The sequence below is a fragment of the Streptomyces parvus genome (assembly GCF_014648875.1).
GTDB classification, from domain to species: Bacteria; Actinomycetota; Actinomycetes; order Streptomycetales; family Streptomycetaceae; genus Streptomyces; species Streptomyces parvus.
The window spans coordinates 179,507-195,522 of sequence record NZ_BMRY01000011.1 but is presented as its reverse complement, the minus strand read 5'-3'; the positions used below and the strand labels follow the sequence as shown (position 1 = coordinate 195,522).

Annotated in this window: 10 protein-coding genes and 1 pseudogene; 8 read left to right on the top strand and 3 right to left on the bottom strand. The window is 70.5% G+C overall.

The window, feature by feature from the left end:
• Positions 1–91 precede the first annotated feature (91 nt).
• Together IE140_RS29305 and IE140_RS36695 are read right to left on the bottom strand one after the other, a co-directional pair.
• A complete protein-coding gene (locus tag IE140_RS29305; protein WP_150194199.1) occupies positions 92–2,443 on the bottom strand; it encodes an AbfB domain-containing protein in 2,352 nt (783 codons plus the stop codon).
• 73 nt (positions 2,444–2,516) lie between these two features.
• A pseudogene (locus IE140_RS36695) lies at positions 2,517–2,979 on the bottom strand (RICIN domain-containing protein); the annotation flags it as partial.
• A gap of 942 nt (positions 2,980–3,921) precedes the next feature.
• Here IE140_RS36695 and IE140_RS29295 point away from each other — a divergent pair.
• The 6 genes from IE140_RS29295 (at position 3,922) to IE140_RS29270 (ending at position 11,103) form a co-directional block, all read left to right on the top strand.
• Positions 3,922–5,004, top strand: coding sequence for an ABC transporter substrate-binding protein (locus IE140_RS29295; protein WP_150197993.1), 1,083 nt, complete (start codon positions 3,922–3,924; stop codon positions 5,002–5,004).
• 158 nt (positions 5,005–5,162) lie between these two features.
• Positions 5,163–6,887, top strand: coding sequence for a sugar ABC transporter ATP-binding protein (locus IE140_RS29290; protein WP_150197990.1), 1,725 nt, complete (start codon positions 5,163–5,165; stop codon positions 6,885–6,887).
• Complete coding sequence (locus IE140_RS29285; protein WP_030712918.1) at positions 6,884–7,858, top strand: ABC transporter permease; 975 nt, start codon at positions 6,884–6,886, stop codon at positions 7,856–7,858. The genes IE140_RS29290 and IE140_RS29285 overlap by 4 nt, the downstream gene beginning before the upstream one ends.
• Complete coding sequence (locus IE140_RS29280) at positions 7,855–8,907, top strand: ABC transporter permease (protein ID WP_150197988.1); 1,053 nt, start codon at positions 7,855–7,857, stop codon at positions 8,905–8,907. Before IE140_RS29285 ends, IE140_RS29280 begins: the two co-directional genes overlap by 4 nt.
• 46 nt (positions 8,908–8,953) lie before the next feature.
• Positions 8,954–9,985 (top strand): LacI family DNA-binding transcriptional regulator, encoded by a 1,032-nt coding sequence (locus IE140_RS29275; RefSeq protein ID WP_093445534.1) that lies wholly within the window; start codon positions 8,954–8,956, stop codon positions 9,983–9,985.
• Positions 9,986–10,035: 50 nt separating this feature from the next.
• Positions 10,036–11,103 (top strand): aldose epimerase family protein, encoded by a 1,068-nt coding sequence (locus IE140_RS29270; RefSeq protein ID WP_189460840.1) that lies wholly within the window; start codon positions 10,036–10,038, stop codon positions 11,101–11,103.
• Positions 11,104–11,137: 34 nt separating this feature from the next.
• Here IE140_RS29270 and IE140_RS29265 read toward each other — a convergent pair whose 3' ends face one another.
• Positions 11,138–14,167, bottom strand: a complete 3,030-nt coding sequence (locus IE140_RS29265; RefSeq protein WP_150197025.1) for a carbohydrate binding domain-containing protein — start codon at positions 14,165–14,167, stop codon at positions 11,138–11,140.
• A 198-nt stretch (positions 14,168–14,365) separates the two neighbouring features.
• Here IE140_RS29265 and IE140_RS29260 point away from each other — a divergent pair, with 198 nt between their 5' ends.
• Together IE140_RS29260 and IE140_RS29255 are read left to right on the top strand one after the other, a co-directional pair.
• Entirely contained in the window at positions 14,366–14,782 is a 417-nt protein-coding gene (locus tag IE140_RS29260) for an acyl-CoA thioesterase (RefSeq protein ID WP_150197024.1), read from the top strand.
• Positions 14,783–14,813: 31 nt separating this feature from the next.
• On the top strand, positions 14,814–15,986 hold the full coding sequence (locus IE140_RS29255; protein ID WP_229826938.1) for a DNA topoisomerase subunit B: 1,173 nt from the start codon (positions 14,814–14,816) through the stop codon (positions 15,984–15,986).
• Positions 15,987–16,016 lie beyond the last annotated feature (30 nt).

Sequence of the window (16,016 nt, the reverse complement as noted above, 5' to 3'; positions counted from 1 at the left end):
CGTACGGCTCCCGTAAGAGGGGCCCGGCGGCGACGGAGGGAATGTCCTCCGCCGCAGCCGGGCCCCTGCCCGTGCCCCTGGTCAGGTCAGGTCACGGCGCCCACGGCGCGTCAACCGCCCACGTGGTGTCCTCGGTGAACAACGCCGGGCTGTCGAACGGCTGCCCGCCGCCCGGAGTGGCGAGCCACACCTCGGAGTCGATGTGGCGCAGATAGCTGCCGGGCAGATTGGCGCTGGTGAACCGCACTCCACCGTTCCCCGCGACCGCGCACCACGTCGCATCCGCCTTGAACAGCGCGGAGTTGTCGTTGGCGTCGCGGCGCACCCGGAACTCCCGGTGGCGGAGGAACTCGCCGGGGTAGTTCCGGGACTCGAAGGAGTAGCAGTTGCTGTTGGCGAGGCCGGGGACGATCTTCCAGGTGGCGTCCGCCTTCAGCACGGCCGGACTCCCGCTGTTCACCACCTCGGTGAAGGCCAGCCCGTCGGAGTGGCGCAGGTGCTTCGTGGTGTGCCCGGGGGTGGTGACCCGCAGCGACTTGTACTGCCCGGTGGGGAGGTTCACCGGCGGGGCGGGGTTGCGGGAGGCCTGGATGAGAGCCTGGTTGGCGGCCTTCACCCGGGCGGTGTCCACCTTCACGACCTGGCGGTCGTACGTCAGCAGCCCGTTCGCCTCGTTCTCGACGTCCGTGATCTCCGTGTAGACCGACGCGGAGAGCCCGGCGGGCAGTTGGCCGATCCGGATGGCGTCCAGCAGCCCGACGAACCGGTTGTTGAGCGCGGCGATGCTCGGCTGGTCCTCGTAGCTGAAACCGCCGCCCGGATACCACTCGTGGCCCGGCACCTTGTAGCCCAGCCCGCCGAACTCGCCCAGCACGGCCGCCCGGGTGGCGCTCGGCGCGGTGTTCCCGGGGCCGACGTAGATGTGGTTGTCCACCACGTCGCCGTTACCGCCGTCGACCGAGCCGCAGCAGTTGACCCCGCTCATGTTGTTGACCAGACGCGAGGGGTCCTGGGCCTTCACCTCGTCGGCGATCCTCGCCTGGTCGTACTGCCCCCAGCCCTCGTTCTGGTTGACCCACATGACCACCGACGGCGAACTGCGGTGCTGGTCGATGATGTTGCGGTACTCCGCCTCCCACTGGGTGCGGGCCGGCCCGTCCGGCACCTTGCCGGTGTCCATCGACGGCATGTCCTGCCACACCAGCAGACCCAGCTTGTCCGCCCAGTAGAACCACCGCTGCGGCTCCACCTTGATGTGCTTGCGGACCATGTTGAACCCGAGGTCCTTGTGCGCCTGGAGGTCGTACTTCAGCGCCTCGTCGCTCGGCGCGGTGTAGATGCCGTCCGGCCAGTACCCCTGGTCCAGGGTGCCCGTCTGGAACACGAACTTTCCGTTCAGTACCGGCCGCAGGATGTTGTCCACCTTGGCCAGGCCCACCGACCGCATGCCGGTGTAGCTGCCCACGGTGTCGGTGACGGCCGCCCCGTCGAGGAGATCCGCCTTCACGTCGTACAGGAACGGATCCTCGGGCGTCCACAGCCGGGGGTTCGGTACGGGTACGGAGATCTCGCCGCTCACCGCGCCGGTCGCCGTGCCCACGACCGTACCGCCGCTGGAGACGGTGATCCGGGCGCTCCGGCCCGCCGCGCCCGCCGTTTGGACCTTGACCCGCAGGGTGTTGTTCCCCAGGTTCGGCGTCATGTCGAGGCGGGTGACGTGGGCGGAGGCCACCGGTTCCAGCCAGACCGTCTGCCAGATGCCGGAGGCCGCGGTGTAGAAGATCCCGCCGCCCGGGTGCGGCTTCACATCGTTGATGCGCTGCTTGCCGACGGCCTGGCCGCCGGTCTGGCTCGGGTCGTGGACGGAGACCACGACCGTGTTCGTCCCGCCGTTCAGCTGCGGGGTGATGTCGTACGCGAACGAGTCGAACCCGCCCTTGTGCGCGCCCACCTGGGTGCCGTTGACCCAGACCGTGGTCTGCCAGTCGGAGGCCCCGAAGTGCAGCTTGACCCGGCGGCCGTCCCAGTTCGCGGGGACGGTGAACGTCCGCTTGTACCAGAGCTTGTCGTTCTCGGTGATGCGGCGCTGGATGCCGGAGAGCGCGGACTCGGCGACGAACGGGACCCGGATCTGCTCCGGGAACGTGGCCGGCTGCCCGGCGTCACGGCCGGTGACAGCGAAGTCCCAGATGCCGTTGAGATTCGTCCAGTCGGGGCGGGTCAGCTGCGGGCGCGGATACTCCGGCAGCGGCTTGTCGACGGGGACGCTGTTCGTCCACGGTGTCGTCATGGGCGCCGGCTTCGGCTCCCAGGCGGCGGGTGCGGCGGCGGCCGGGGCGGTGCCGGTCCCCACGAGGGCGGTGGCCACCAGGGCGAGGAGGCCGGTGGTGGCCGTTAATCTCCGCCACCAGGTGCGGCGGCGGGGTGCGGGTGCTGGTCGCATGGTTGAACATCCCTTTCTACGGTCGTACGGGGCTGGGAGGGGGTGCGTCGGGGAGGGGAGGGGAGAGGAGCGCTCAGAGCAGCAGCCGCCACAGATGGTCGGCCGTCCCGTTGTCGTCGTACTGCACGACATGCGCGCTGCTCGCCGTGGACATCCCGTCCACGGCGAGCACCTTGTCCGAGTTCCGGTTGCGGATCCGGTACCAGCCGCCTCTTGCCGGAGTGCCGGTTCGCGATCCGGTACCAGCGGTCCGCCGGCCACGACTCGGCGTCCGGTGCGGTCGTCGGGAACGACGTGTTCCGCAGCCTGGCCGCGCCCATCGGGACGAGCGTGACCTCCTCGACCGGCTCCGTCGAGCGCGCCGGGCTCGGCTGGAGGGGCGCGACCACGTGCTCGTCGTCCGCCGTCCACTCGGGGATGCGGAGGGCCCGGGCGGTCATCGTGAGCGGGGTGCCGTCCAGCGTGAACGGGCTGTCGCCCCGGGCCCGGCCCGTGGAGCGGCGGCGCAGGGACGCGGCCGGCCGGGTGGTGGCCAGCGCGGTCGCGTCACCGGTGACGATCGCGAGATCGGCGTAACCACGCAGCCAGTACGGGACTTCCTCCCAGCCGCCCCTCTCCGGGCGGACCCGGCCGGTGGCCGTGAGTCGAGGAAGTGCGAGAACTCCTCGTACCGGCCGCAACGCCCCTTCAGTTGGAGCTTCAGCTGCCCGGCCAGCCAGCCGTGTGCCGTCACCTTGCCCGGAGGGAGCTTCAGGAACGCGGTGGGGTGCAGCGGGGCGGCGTTGGGGGAGTAGTGGCAGCCGCGGGCGGCCGGGACCCGGTGGCGGTCGGGCGTCGCGGCGGTCGCCCACCGGCTGGTCGCGGCGGTGGCCTCCGCGGTGGTGATGAGCTGCCTGCGGTTCAGGGGCATCGGTGCGGCTCCTGCTCTCGGCCGCGGCCGCCTGTGTGGCGGCCGGGCTCGGTGGGGGTGGCTGCAGGGCGCGGTGGCCGTGCAGGGCGAGGCTGCCGGTGGTACGTGAATGACCTGAGGTGCGGGGCTGAGCGGCGGGCCGATCGGCCGAGCGCATGCCGTGGACCGCCGTCGCGTGGCGGGGAGGTCGGACGAGAGCCGGTCTTGCAACGTTAGAAATCAGGCGTCCGGCGGTATGACAGCACGGTGTCGGGTGGGTGTCCAGACCTCGCGCAGAGCCTGTTCCGCACGGTGGGCCCTCGGCCGGGAAACGGTGCGGGCGGCCGGCCGGCACTTTTTGGAAACGCATCGACAACGGTCTTGCCGCCCGTACCGCACCGCCTATATAACGTTGTAAACCGAGCCGCCGACAGGCTGCGCAGGCTCTCACGACCGCTGTTCCCGCAGGACGGAGCAGGGGTGTGAGGAATGCAGTGGCATCAGCTGCCCCACGGCCGATTGCCTCGTCCCGCATGCCCGACCGCACGCCGATCAGCGTGCCGTCAACCCGCCAAGGAGCGTTCCGCGCATGATGATCCAGCGTCGATCCCGTACCCTCGCCGTGGCCTGTGTCCTCGCCGCCACCACGCTGGCCGCCGCCGGCTGCGCCAAGTCGGAGACCTCCAACAACGCGGGCGGCGACAGCAGTCAGGCGGCCCAGGAGGCCAAGACCCCCGAAACCTCGTCCGGTTCGGGATGCACGCTGGAGACCTACGGCGCGCCCAAGCTGGACCTGAAGAACGCCGTGGTCGGCTTCTCCCAGTCGGAGAAGGAGGCCAACCCCTTCCGGATCGCCGAGACCCAGTCCATCAAGGACGAGGCGAAGAAGATCGGCGTCAAGAAGCTCCTCACCACCAACGCCCAGTCCCAGCTGTCCAAGCAGATCAGCGACATCCAGGACATGCTGTCCCAGGGTGCCCAGTTCCTCATCGTCGCCCCGCTCAACTCCGACGGTCTGGAGCCCGCGTTGAAGGCGGCGGCCGCCAAGAAGGTCCCCGTCCTCACCATCGACCGCAAGGTCAACTCCACCGCCTGCAAGGACTACGTGGCCTTCCTCGGCTCCGACTTCGTCGAGCAGGGCAAGCGCGCCGCCGACGCGATGATCAAGGTCACCGGCGGCAAGGGCAAGGTCGCGATCCTCCTCGGCGCCTCCGGCAACAACGTCACCACCGACCGCACCAAGGGCTTCGTCGACCAGGTCAAGGCCGAGGCCCCCGGACTGGAGATCGTCGCCCAGCAGACCGGTGAGTTCGCCCGCGACAAGGGTCAGCAGGTCATGGAGCAGCTCATCCAGTCCAAGCCCGACATCACCGCCGTCTACGCCGAGAACGACGAGATGGGCCTCGGCGCCCTCACCGCGATCAAGGCGGCCGGCAAGAAGCCCGGCAAGGACGTCAAGATCGTCTCGGTGGACGGCACCCGCAACGCGGTCCAGGCCCTGGCCAACGGCGAGTACAACGCCGTCATCGAGTCCAACCCGCGCTTCGGTCCGCTCGCCTTCGCCACCGCGCAGAAGTTCTACGCCGGTGAGGAGATCCCCGAGAACGTGATCATCACCGACCGCGAGTACGACGAGGCCAACGCGAAGGAATCGCTCGGCGGAGCGTACTGACCCGGCCGCCACTCCCACCGGAACCCGTACCGGCGTTCCCACCGGACACCCGCACCGGCACTCCGACCGGCACTCCGGCCGCCGCCTCGACCCCGGGCATCCTCCCGGGCGACGCGGCGGCCCGGGACCGTTCCCGTACCACCGGAAGGCCAGGACTCATGGCACCCACCCACGCGACACCCCCGCACCCGGAGACCGCCGGGGCCGTTGTCGCCGAACCCGCCCCCGTACTCGAAGCCCGCTCCGTGAGCAAGCGGTTCCCGGGCGTCGTCGCCCTGGACGACGTCTCCTTCGCCCTGCGCGCGGGTGAGGTCCACGCGCTCGTCGGCGAGAACGGGGCCGGCAAGTCGACCCTCATCAAGGTGCTCACCGGCGTCTACCGGAGCGACGAGGGCGAGGTGCGCGTCAGCGGCGAACCCGTCCGCTTCGCCCGCCCCTTCGAGGCGCAGCAGGCCGGGATCTCCACCATCTACCAGGAGGTGAACCTGGTCCCGCTGATGAGCGTGGCGCGCAACATCTTCCTGGGCCGGGAGCCGAAGAACCGTTTCGGGCTCATCGACTTCCCCCGGATGAACCGCGAGACCACCGAACTCCTCGACGGCTTCGGCGTCCGCGTCGATCCCAAGCGGCCCCTGCACACCCTCGGCATAGGCACCCAGCAGATGGTCGCCCTCGCCCGGGCCGTCTCCGTACAGGCGCAGGTCGTCATCATGGACGAGCCGACCTCGTCGCTGGAGCCCCGCGAGGTCGAGACGCTGTTCCGGGTCATCGAGAACCTGCGCGGCCAGGGCATCGCCGTCCTCTACGTCAGCCACCGCATGGACGAGCTCTACCGCATCTGCGACCGGGTCACCGTGCTGCGCGACGGCCGCCACATCCACACCGGCGCACTCGCCCCGCTGGAGCCCATGCAGCTGGTGTCGATGATGCTCGGCCGCGACATGGCCGAGGTCCGCCGCGACGGCCTCACCGGCTTCGCAGCCATGGCCCACGACGCCGCCCGCACCCCCGTCCTCACCGCCACCGGCCTCGACCGGCGACATCAACTGCACGACATATCGGTGGAGTTGTACGCCGGTGAGGTGCTGGGACTCGGAGGGTTGCTGGGCTCCGGGCGCAGCGAGACCGCGAAGGCGCTGACCGGCGCGCTGTCCCTGGACGGCGGGGAGATCACCGTCGACGGCAAGCGCATCGGCCGGCCCACCCCGGCCGCCGCCATCCGCGCGGGCATCAGCATGCTCCCCGAGGACCGCAAGGCCGAGGGCATCGTTCCCGGGCTCTCCGTCCGCGAGAACATCGTGCTCGCCGCCATGCCCCGGCTCTCCAGGGCCGGGATCGTCTCCCGCGCCAAGCAGGACCGCATCGTCGACATCTTCATGAAGCGACTGCGGATCAAGGCGTCCAGCCCCGAGCAGAAGGTCGGCGAACTCTCCGGGGGCAACCAGCAGAAGGTGCTGCTCGCCCGCTGGCTCTGCCTGGAGCCCAAGGTCCTGCTGCTCGACGAGCCCACCCGGGGCATCGACGTCGGCGCCAAGGCCGAGGTGCAGTCCCTCATCGACGAACTCGCCCGCGAAGGGCTCGCCGTGCTGCTGATCTCCTCCGACATCGAGGAGCTGATCGAGGGCGCCGACCGCATCGTCGTCCTGCGCGGCGGCGCGGTCGCCGGTGAACTCGCCGGCGACGAGGTGGACGAGAGCCGCCTCCTCGAAGTACTCGCCGACCACACGCCCGACACGGTGCTCAGCGACCGCACGCCCGGCGTCGTGCCCGCCGACCGTACGCCCGACACGGTGCTCAGCGACCGCACGCCCGACGCCGTGCCCGCCGACCGCACGCCCGACACCGGCGGGAAGGTCCCGGCCGGCCAGGAGGACCCCCGATGACCACCCAGGCCACCCTGCCACGCCCCGCGAAGCCGCTGGCCCGGCTCCGCGACCCCGCCTGGTACCAGGAGTACGGGGTGTACGCGGCCGTCGCCGTCGTGCTGCTGTTCAACGCCCTGTTCACCGAACACTTCATGACGGCCGACAACCTGCGCACCCAGCTCGTCCAGGTCGCGCCCATCGTGATCGTCGCGCTCGGCATGGCCCTGGTCATCGGCACCGAGGGCATCGACCTCTCCGTCGGCTCCACCATGGCGCTCGCCGCCGCCCTGCTGCCGCTCTACCTCGGTTACGGACTGGTCCCCGCGCTCCTGATCGCCCTGCTCGCCGGGGCGGTGGTCGGCGCGATCAACGGGACGCTCGTCTCCCTCGTCGGGCTGCAACCCATCGTCGCCACGCTCGCCCTGTTCGTCGGAGGCCGGGGGCTCGCCCTCGTCATGGCGGACGGCCAGCTCAAGCAGATCGTCAACCCGGACATCCTCGCGCTCGGCACCGGCTCCTTCCTCGGCATCCCGACGGTCGTCCTCATCGCGGGCGTCCTCGCGCTCGCCGTCGCGTTCCTGGTGCAGCGCACCACCTTCGGCCGGCAGATCGTCGCCATCGGCGGCAACCGCTCGGCCTCCGCCCTGTCCGGACTGCCCGTCAAGCGCGTCCTGATCGGCGTCTACATCCTCTGCGGGGTGATGGCCGCCCTCGCCGGCATCCTCGCCACCGCACGGCTCACCGCCAGCGACCCGTCATCCCTCGGCACCCTCATGGAGCTGTCCGCCATCACGGCGGTCGTCGTCGGCGGCACCCCGCTGAACGGCGGCTCCATCCGCGTGCTCGGCACCGTCGCCGGAGCCCTGCTGATGCAGCTGCTGCGCGCCACCCTCGTCAAGCACGACCTGCCCGACTCCACCGCACAGATCGCCCAGGCGGCCATCATCATCGCCGCCGTCTACGTCGCCCGGGAGCGTAGGTCCCGATGAACAAGACCACCACACCGGCCACCGTGCCCGCGGCGAAGGCCCCGGCGCCCCTCAAGAGCGCCTCCTCGCGTCCCGAACCCCGCCCCGAACGCTCCACCGGCTCCCGCATCGGCGAACTCGTCCAGCGCCAGGGCGTCCTCGCGGTCCTGCTGACCGTGATCCTCATCGCCTCGTTCGTCTACCCGACGTTCGCCAGCCTCGACAACGCCCGGGGCGTCACCGTCCAGGCGTCGTTCCTCGCGATCGTCGCGCTCGGCATGACCCTCGTCATCATCACCGGCGGCATCGACCTCTCCGTCGGCTCCGTCTTCGCCCTCGGTGGCGTCCTCGCCGCCTGGGCATCGCAATGGGGCTTCTTCGCCGCCCTGCTCGTGCCCCTGGTGGTCTGCGGAACGATCGGCCTGGTCAACGGCTTGCTCATCGCCCGCGCCAACATGGCCCCGTTCATCGTCACGCTCGCCAGCCTCCTCGCGGCGCGCGGCATGCTGCTCGCCTTCACCGACGAGGGCGCCACCACCTACCTGGTGCCGAAGGACTCCGCCTTCGCCGAGCTGGGCCAGGGCAGCGTCTGGGGCTTCGGACACCCGATCCTCATCGCGCTGGCCCTCTTCGGAGCGGGCGGCCTGCTCCTCCAGCGGACCTCGTTCGGGCAGACGCTGTTCGCGGTCGGCGGCAGCAGCGACGCGGCCACCCTGATGGGACTGCCCGTCGCCCGCACGAAGATCCTCGTCTACACCCTCAGCGGGCTGCTCGCCGGACTCGCCGGAGCGCTGAACGCCGCCCGCCTCTCCTCCGGCGTCACCATCGTCGGGGTCGGCATGGAGCTGGACGCGATCTCCGCCGTCGTCATCGGCGGCACGCTCCTCATCGGCGGGGCGGGCTCGATCAGCGGCACCCTCTGGGGCGTCCTGCTGCTCGCCGTGATCCAGAACCTGATCAACCAGATCGGCTCGCTCAACTCCTCGTACCAGTCGGTGGTCAGCGGCGGCTTCCTTATCGTTGTCGTGGTGGCGCAGCGTTACCTCGCACGCAGCCGGAGAACCACCTGAGCCGTACGGGTCGGGCCGTGTCGAACCAAGAAAAACAAGGAGTGCCGTGGGCGTCAGCCTCAAGGACGTAGCTCAACGGGCGGGCGTGTCCATCAAGACCGTGTCGAACGTGGTCAACAACTACCAGCACGTCACCCCGAAGATGCGGGCCAAGGTGCAGCAGGCGATCGACGAGCTCGGCTACCGGCCGAACCTCACCGCCCGCCATCTGCGCAAGGGCCGCACCGGCATCATCGCGCTGGCCGTCCCCGAGTTCGGCAACCCGTACTTCGCGGAGCTGGCCGGCGAGGTCGTCGACGCGGCGGCCCGGCACGACTACACCGTCCTGGTCGACCACACGGCGGGCCAGCGCGAGAAGGAGCTGCTGGTCTGCCAGGGATTCCGCTCCCACGTCATCGACGGGCTCATCCTCAGCCCCATCCACCTGGAGACCGAGGACCTGATGGCCCGCACCGAGACCGCGCCGCTGGTGCTGCTCGGCGAGCGCGAGTACGAGGCCCCGTACGACCACATCGCCATCGACAACGTGGCCGCCGCCCGTGAGGCCGTCGCCCACCTCATCGCGCTGGGCCACCGGCGTATCGCCTTCCTCGGCTCCCGCACCGGGCAGGAACGCCAGCCCGCCCACCTCCGGCTGCGCGGCTGGCGCGAGGAGCTGGCCGCCTCCGGGATCACCCCCGACGAGTCCCTGGTGGTCGTCACCGACGGCTACGGCCGCGAGGACGGGGCCGCCGCGATGGCCTCGCTCCTCGACCGGGGAGAGCGGCCCGACGCCGTGTTCGCGTACAACGACCTGATCGCGATCGGGGCCATGCGCACCATCACCGAACGCGGCCTCACCGTCCCGGGCGACATCGCCGTCGTCGGCTTCGACGACATCGAGGAGAGCCGGTACGGGGCCACCACCCTGACCACCATCGCCCCGGACAAGGCGGCCATCGCGCGGCTCGCCGTCGACAGCCTCGTCGAACGCCTCGCCGGCACCACGGTCGCCGAACCCCGGCGGCCCCGCCCCGGCTACCGCCTCGTCGTCCGCGAATCCACCACGCCCCGCGAGTCCTCCGGGCCGCCGAGCTGACGCACCCCGCCAGTCCCGCCAGACGTCGTCCGCACCCCCAAGGACTCCTCATGCCCACCGTGCACCGCAAACCGTTCGGCCGCGCCCACGGGCAGAGCGAGACCGACCTCTGGACCCTCGACTCCGGCACCGGCGTCCGGGCCGAGATCCTCACCTACGGCGGTGTCCTGCACAGCCTCACCGTGCCGGACACCGCAGGCGAACCCGGCCCGGTCGTCCGCTCGCTGCCCGCGCTCGACGACTACACCGACAAGAACCCGTACTTCGGGGCGATCGTCGGCCGGTACGCCAACCGCATCGCCCACGGCCGCTTCACCCTCGACGGCACCACGCACCACATCCCCGCCAACGACCGAGGCCACGCCCTGCACGGCGGCCCCGACGGCTTCCACACCAAGATCTGGCAGGCCGAGGCGGACCGTACGGACTCCGCCGCCGTCCTCCGGCTCACCCTGCACAGCCCCGACGGCGACATGGGCTTCCCCGGCGCGCTCGACGTCACCGCCACCTACACCCTGGACACCACCGGCACCCTCGCCGTCGACTACACGGCCGCCACCGACCGGCCCACCGTCGTCAACCTCACCAACCACGCCTACCTCAACCTCGGCGACGACGACATCCTCGGCCACACCCTCCAGGTCGACGCCGACGCCTACCTCCCCGTCGACGCCGGCTCCATCCCCGAAGGCCCGCCCGCCCCGGTGACCGGCACCCCCTTCGACCTCACCACCCCCCACCGCATCGGCGAACGCCTCGACCACCCGGACGCCCAACTGGACCGGGCCGGCGGCTACGACCACTGCTGGATCCTGCGCCCCGAAGCCAACCCCGGAACCCTGCGCCGCGCAGCCCGCCTCACCGCGCCCGGCTACCGTCGCACCCTTGAACTGTGGACCACCGAACCGGGCCTCCAGATCTACACCGCCAACCAGCTCGACGGCGCGTTCACCGACGGCACCGGCCGCCGCCACCAGCGCCACGGCTCCCTCTGCCTGGAGACCCAGCACCTCCCGGACTCACCCAACCGCCCCGGCCACCCGAGCACGGTGCTGCGCCCAGGCGAAACCCTGCGCAGCCGCACCGAATGGCGCTTCCCGCACCTGCGGACGCGGTAGCCGCGCATCCGGGCGGCCGGGCCGGCCGGGTCCGCTACTTCAGATACGGCCCCGCCGCACCGATCTTCCCCGGCGCGGCGTTCTTGCCGCCGAGGTCCAGGACGTACACGCGCAGGTTGCCTTTCCCAGGGGCCGGGACCGTGAGCGTGCCGCCGCTCACCACCTTGGTGTCACCGGTGACGGCGTCCTTGTACGTGCCGTTCGGGACGCCGGTGTACGTGGCGCTCCCGGAGACCGTCACCAGGGCGAAGCTGTCCGTGCCGCTCGCCGCGTCGGTGTAGCGGCGCTTGTACGCCATGGAGCCGCTGATGCCCTCCGTGGAGTACTGGCCCATCTGGAGTGCGGGCACGGCCCGCCGGATCTCGTTGAGCCGCTGGAGGTGCTTGGCCAGCGGGGCGGCCAGGGTGTCGGCGACCTTGCCGGTGGCGGAGGAGACCTTGCCGAAGTCCGAGGCCGTCACCTCACCGGCCAGGTGGTCCCCGAAGTAGGCCCGTCCGGTCGTCGCCAGCGGGCAGGTCGGCCCGCAGTCGATCTTCTTCCCCTTCTGGAACTCGATCTCGGAGCCGTAGTAGAGCGTCGGGATGCCTCGGAAGGTCCACATCAGCGACATGTTCTCGGCCCAGGCGTCCGTACCGCCGGTGTAGCGCTCGCTGCTCTTGTTGGGGCCGTAGTCGTGGCTGTCGACATAGACGACGTTGTACGTGGCGTCGTTGACCGCGTCGTCGGAATCCTTGCCGTTGTGGAACGCGTTGTCCGCGTCACCGAAGTTCATGTGCATCCGCATGTCGATGATGTTCATCCCGGAGAACCGGCTGCGGTCGGGCGCGTGGTAGGCGTTGCCCTTGAGGAAGGCGTTGTCCGAGACCGGCTGGGCCGCCGTGCCCTGCTGCTGCTCGTAGTCGTACATCTCCAGGGCGGCCTTCTCGTCGTCCGCGCTGTACTCCTTGCGCTCCTTCCACGTGAAGAACTGCGCCGAGTGGTTGACCGAGCCGCGGTTCCACTTGTCGTTGACGAAGGCCGCGACCTCGCCGAAGACGAAGAAGTTCTGTGCCGCCTCCGCGCCGAACCGCTGCGTGACGCGCTCCTGGATCGCGGGCAGGAAACGGCGGTTCCAGGTGGTGCGGGGGATGTGCACCGCCGTGTCCAGCCGGAAGCCGTCGACGCCCATGTCGATGTACTTGTTGTACGCGCCGATCAGATAGTTCTGGACCTGGGCGTTCTCGGTGTTGAAGTCGGCGAGGTCGTCGTGCAGCCAGCAGGAGCGGGAGTCCTCGCCCTCCCAGTTGCCGATCCAGCAGGTGTGGTAGAGCGCCTTCGGGAACATGCCCGAAGTGGGGCTGGGCCACTGGCAGTTGTAGATGCGATAGCCCTCCGGAGAGGTGTGCCCGGTGGGGGTGCCCCAGCCCACGCAGGTGTTGCCCGTCGGTTCGGCCGTGGACCACAGGTCGCCGTTGTAGTACGACTTCCCGGACTTGGGCTCGACGGTGAGGCCGTCGTACGTGAACCCGTCGTTCTTCTCGTCGTAGTACCAGCTCCACTGCGCGTCGCGCACGCCGTACGCCTTCGGGGTGAACAGGCCCTTGGCGCCCCACCGTGAGGAGTGGTTGTGGACGACGTCCTGGTAGATCTTCATGCCCTTGGCGTGGGCCGCGTCGATGAGGTCCTGGTAGGAGGCTCCGGCCGACTCGAGCCGCGGGTCGACCTTGTAGAAGTCGTAGCCGTGGTAGCCGTGGTAGTCGTAGTCCGAGCGGTTGAGCACGACCGGGGTGATCCAGATCGCGGAGAAGCCGAGCCCCTTGATGTAGTCGAGCTTCTGCACCAGACCCTTGAAGTCCCCCCGGAACATGGGGTCGTCGTTGGCCGCGTTGCCGGACTTCTCGTGCTGGCTGCCGCCCCGGTTGTTCGTGGGGTCGCCGTCGTTGAAGCGGGCGGTGAGCACGAAGTAGATCGGGTCCTTGCGGGGGTCGGTGCCCAGCGGTGTGCCCGTGGCCGGGGCGGTGGGCTTCTCACCGGTGGTGACGGAGGCCGGGGCGGACCCGGCCGAGACGTTCCCGGCGGCGTCGACGGCCCGGACGGTGTAGCGGTAGGCGGTCTTCGCATCGAGTCCCGTGTCGGAGAAGACGGTCGAGGCGGTGTCGGTGACCACCGTGCCCTTCGTCCCGCCGGTCCTGGTGACCTGATACTTCGTCACACCCCGGTCGTCCGTGGCGGGTTCCCACGTGACCACGACCGCCACCCCGTCGGCGGTGGCCTTCACCGCGGTGGGTGCGGACGGCGCCTCGGTGTCCGGTTCCTCGGCGGCGCACGGGTCCTTCGCCGAGGCCGTCACCGTGCGGTCCTTCACCGTGGTGAGCCCGGCCGCCAGGGTGTAGTCGCTGCCGTTGTTGTTGTCCCAGACGCCGTTGCCGTTGTTGAACGCGGCCTGAAGCCCTGTCGCTGACCCGAGGTCGACCGTGCGCTTCACCCAGCCTGTGCAGGCGGCCTCCATGCCGATGCCGGGGACGGCCGTCCAGGCTCCGCCGTGCGGGCGGTAGTGGAGATTGACGGTGGACCAGCCGACGGTGGAGGTCGCGTAGTAGACGGAGGCCGTGTTCGGCCCGTCGGGCTCCTCCGGCTCCCCGGGCCCGGCGTCCGCGCACGGGTCGCTGTGCGCCACGGTCCCGTCCTGGACCGTGATGTTCCCGGTGCCGAGGTCGTAGTTCCTGCCCGCGTTGTTGTCCCAGGTTCCCGATCCGTCGGTGAACGTCGCCTTCAGCCCGCCCGCGTCCCCGAGCGGGACGGTCAGCTTGACCCAGTCGGTGCAGGCGGCCTCCATCCGGGTGCCGGGGACGGCGGTCCAGGAGCCGCCGTCGGGGGAGTAATGCAGGTAGTACGCCGACCAGTTGCGGGTCTTGGTGGAGTAGAAGACGGTCGCCGTGGTCTCGGCGGCGGCCGAGGAGGCGGCGGGTTCGCTCGCCGGGGCGGGAGGCGCCTGCGGTACGGCGGTGAGAAGTCCCAGCAGCCCGGCCGCTGCCACGGCCGCCGCGAGCGGACGGCGCAGCAGTCGGTGAGGAGTGCGTCTCATACGTGTCTCCAGGGGAGGGGAGAACCCTGACGCGCCTCGGGGTTCAGTGAGTGAATACGATCCGGCAGCAAGTTCTGCCGGAATGTTGCTGCAATTCCTTGCGGGATGGAAGTTACCGGTGCATGACAGGTGCGTAAAGGGATCCGGCACCCCCGGTCCACCCGGAATGGGCGGCCCGGCCCGGTTGTTCGCACGGTCATGACCTTCTCCGTTGATGTGACCGTGCGCGGTTACGAGCTCGACACCCAGGGCCACCTGAACCAGGCCGTCTACCTCCAGTACGCGGAGCACGCCCGCTGGGAGCTGCTGCGCGCCGCCGGACTGCCCCAGGAGAAGCTGCTGGCCGACGGAATCGGCCAGGTGCAGCTGGAAGTGACGGTCAAGTACCGCCGCGAGCTGCGCGGCGGCGAGCGCGTGCGGGTCACCTGCCGGTTCGACTACGGCACGGGCAAGACGTTCACCCTGGAGCAGCAGATCATCAAGGAGGACGGCACGGTGGCCGCGGAGATCACCGGAGTCGCCGGCGTCCTCGACCTGACCGCCCGCCGCCTCGTCCCGGACCCGCAGGGCCGCCTGGCAGCGCTCGCGGGCAACCCGGATCTGCTGACGGGATGACGTCCTGCCGGACACCCGGGGAGGGGGATGCGTGACCGGGGGAAGAAGTGAGTACGACGCCGCCCGCGTCACCGAGGTGGAGGGGCGCGAGCTCATGCGGAAGCGGCCCGGCATGTACGTCGGCTCCACCGGCGTATACGGCCTCCATCAGTTGGTGTACGAGGTCGCGAGCCGGTCGGTGAACCAGATCCTGGCGGGTGGTGGCGGGTGCGTCGATGTCACCCTCACCCGGGACGGCGGCATCCGGATCGCCGACGACGGCCCGGGCATTCCGTTCGAGGCGACGGGCGAAGCCCGCGTCGGCGACAGTCTGGAAACCCTGCTGACCAGGCCGGAGACCGAGCTTCGGCCCGGCGGCCGGAACACCGTCCGCTGGAGCGTCTACGGCGTGGGACCCTGTGCGGCCACCGTCATGTCGAGCCGCCTCACGGCCGAGGTGCGGCGCGGGGGTGTGCGCCGGGTCCAGGAGTACGCACGCGGCGTCGCACTCGCCCCGCCCGCCGCCGCGGGACCGGCGACGGACACCGGGACCACGATCGCCTTCTGGCCCGATCCCGACATCTTCGACACCGTGGAGTGTTCGTTCGCGCTGCTGGCCGGACGGGTGCGGGAGGTGGCCCTGCTGAACTGCGGGCTCACCCTCTCGCTGACCGACGAACGCCCCGCGGGCGGAACCCGGTCGGTCAGCTTCCGGTACCCGGACGGAGCCGCGGACTTCGTCGCCCTCCTGGACGCCGAGACCGAACGGGTGCTGCCCGAGGTGATCGCGTTCGAGTGGGAGGACGAACGGATGGCGGGAATCGCGGAAGTGGCGCTGAGCCGGCGAAGCGCTCGTGAGGAGCGAGTCCGCTCCTTCGCCAACAGCGCGCCCACCCCCGAGGGCGGAACCCATGAGGACGGGTTCCGCACCGGAGTGGCGGCCGCGCTCACCGAGCACGCGCTCCGGCGCGGGCTCCTGAAGCCCGACGGTCCCGGGCTCGGCGCCGACCGGGTCGGCGAGGGACTGACAGCGGTCGTCTCGGTGCGACTGGACTGTCCGGAATACGACGGCTCCACCCGCGGCCGGCTGGGCGGAGCCACCGTGCGCGACGGCGTCGAGCAGGGGGTCCGGGAGCACCTCGGCAGCTGGCTGGACCGCCACCCGGAACGGGCGGCGTCCGTCATCGGGCGCATCACGCGGGACACGGACCCGGACGAACGCTGACCGACCGGCGCGCCCCGGCCGCCGATGCCG

Coding starts and splice junctions, on each gene's coding strand:
- IE140_RS29305 (WP_150194199.1), bottom strand. CDS start 2,443: ATGCGACCAGCACCCGCACCCCGCCGCCGCACCTGGTGGCGGAGATTA.
- IE140_RS29295 (WP_150197993.1), top strand. CDS start 3,922: ATGATGATCCAGCGTCGATCCCGTACCCTCGCCGTGGCCTGTGTCCTC.
- IE140_RS29290 (WP_150197990.1), top strand. CDS start 5,163: ATGGCACCCACCCACGCGACACCCCCGCACCCGGAGACCGCCGGGGCC.
- IE140_RS29285 (WP_030712918.1), top strand. CDS start 6,884: ATGACCACCCAGGCCACCCTGCCACGCCCCGCGAAGCCGCTGGCCCGG.
- IE140_RS29280 (WP_150197988.1), top strand. CDS start 7,855: ATGAACAAGACCACCACACCGGCCACCGTGCCCGCGGCGAAGGCCCCG.
- IE140_RS29270 (WP_189460840.1), top strand. CDS start 10,036: ATGCCCACCGTGCACCGCAAACCGTTCGGCCGCGCCCACGGGCAGAGC.
- IE140_RS29265 (WP_150197025.1), bottom strand. CDS start 14,167: ATGAGACGCACTCCTCACCGACTGCTGCGCCGTCCGCTCGCGGCGGCC.
- IE140_RS29260 (WP_150197024.1), top strand. CDS start 14,366: ATGACCTTCTCCGTTGATGTGACCGTGCGCGGTTACGAGCTCGACACC.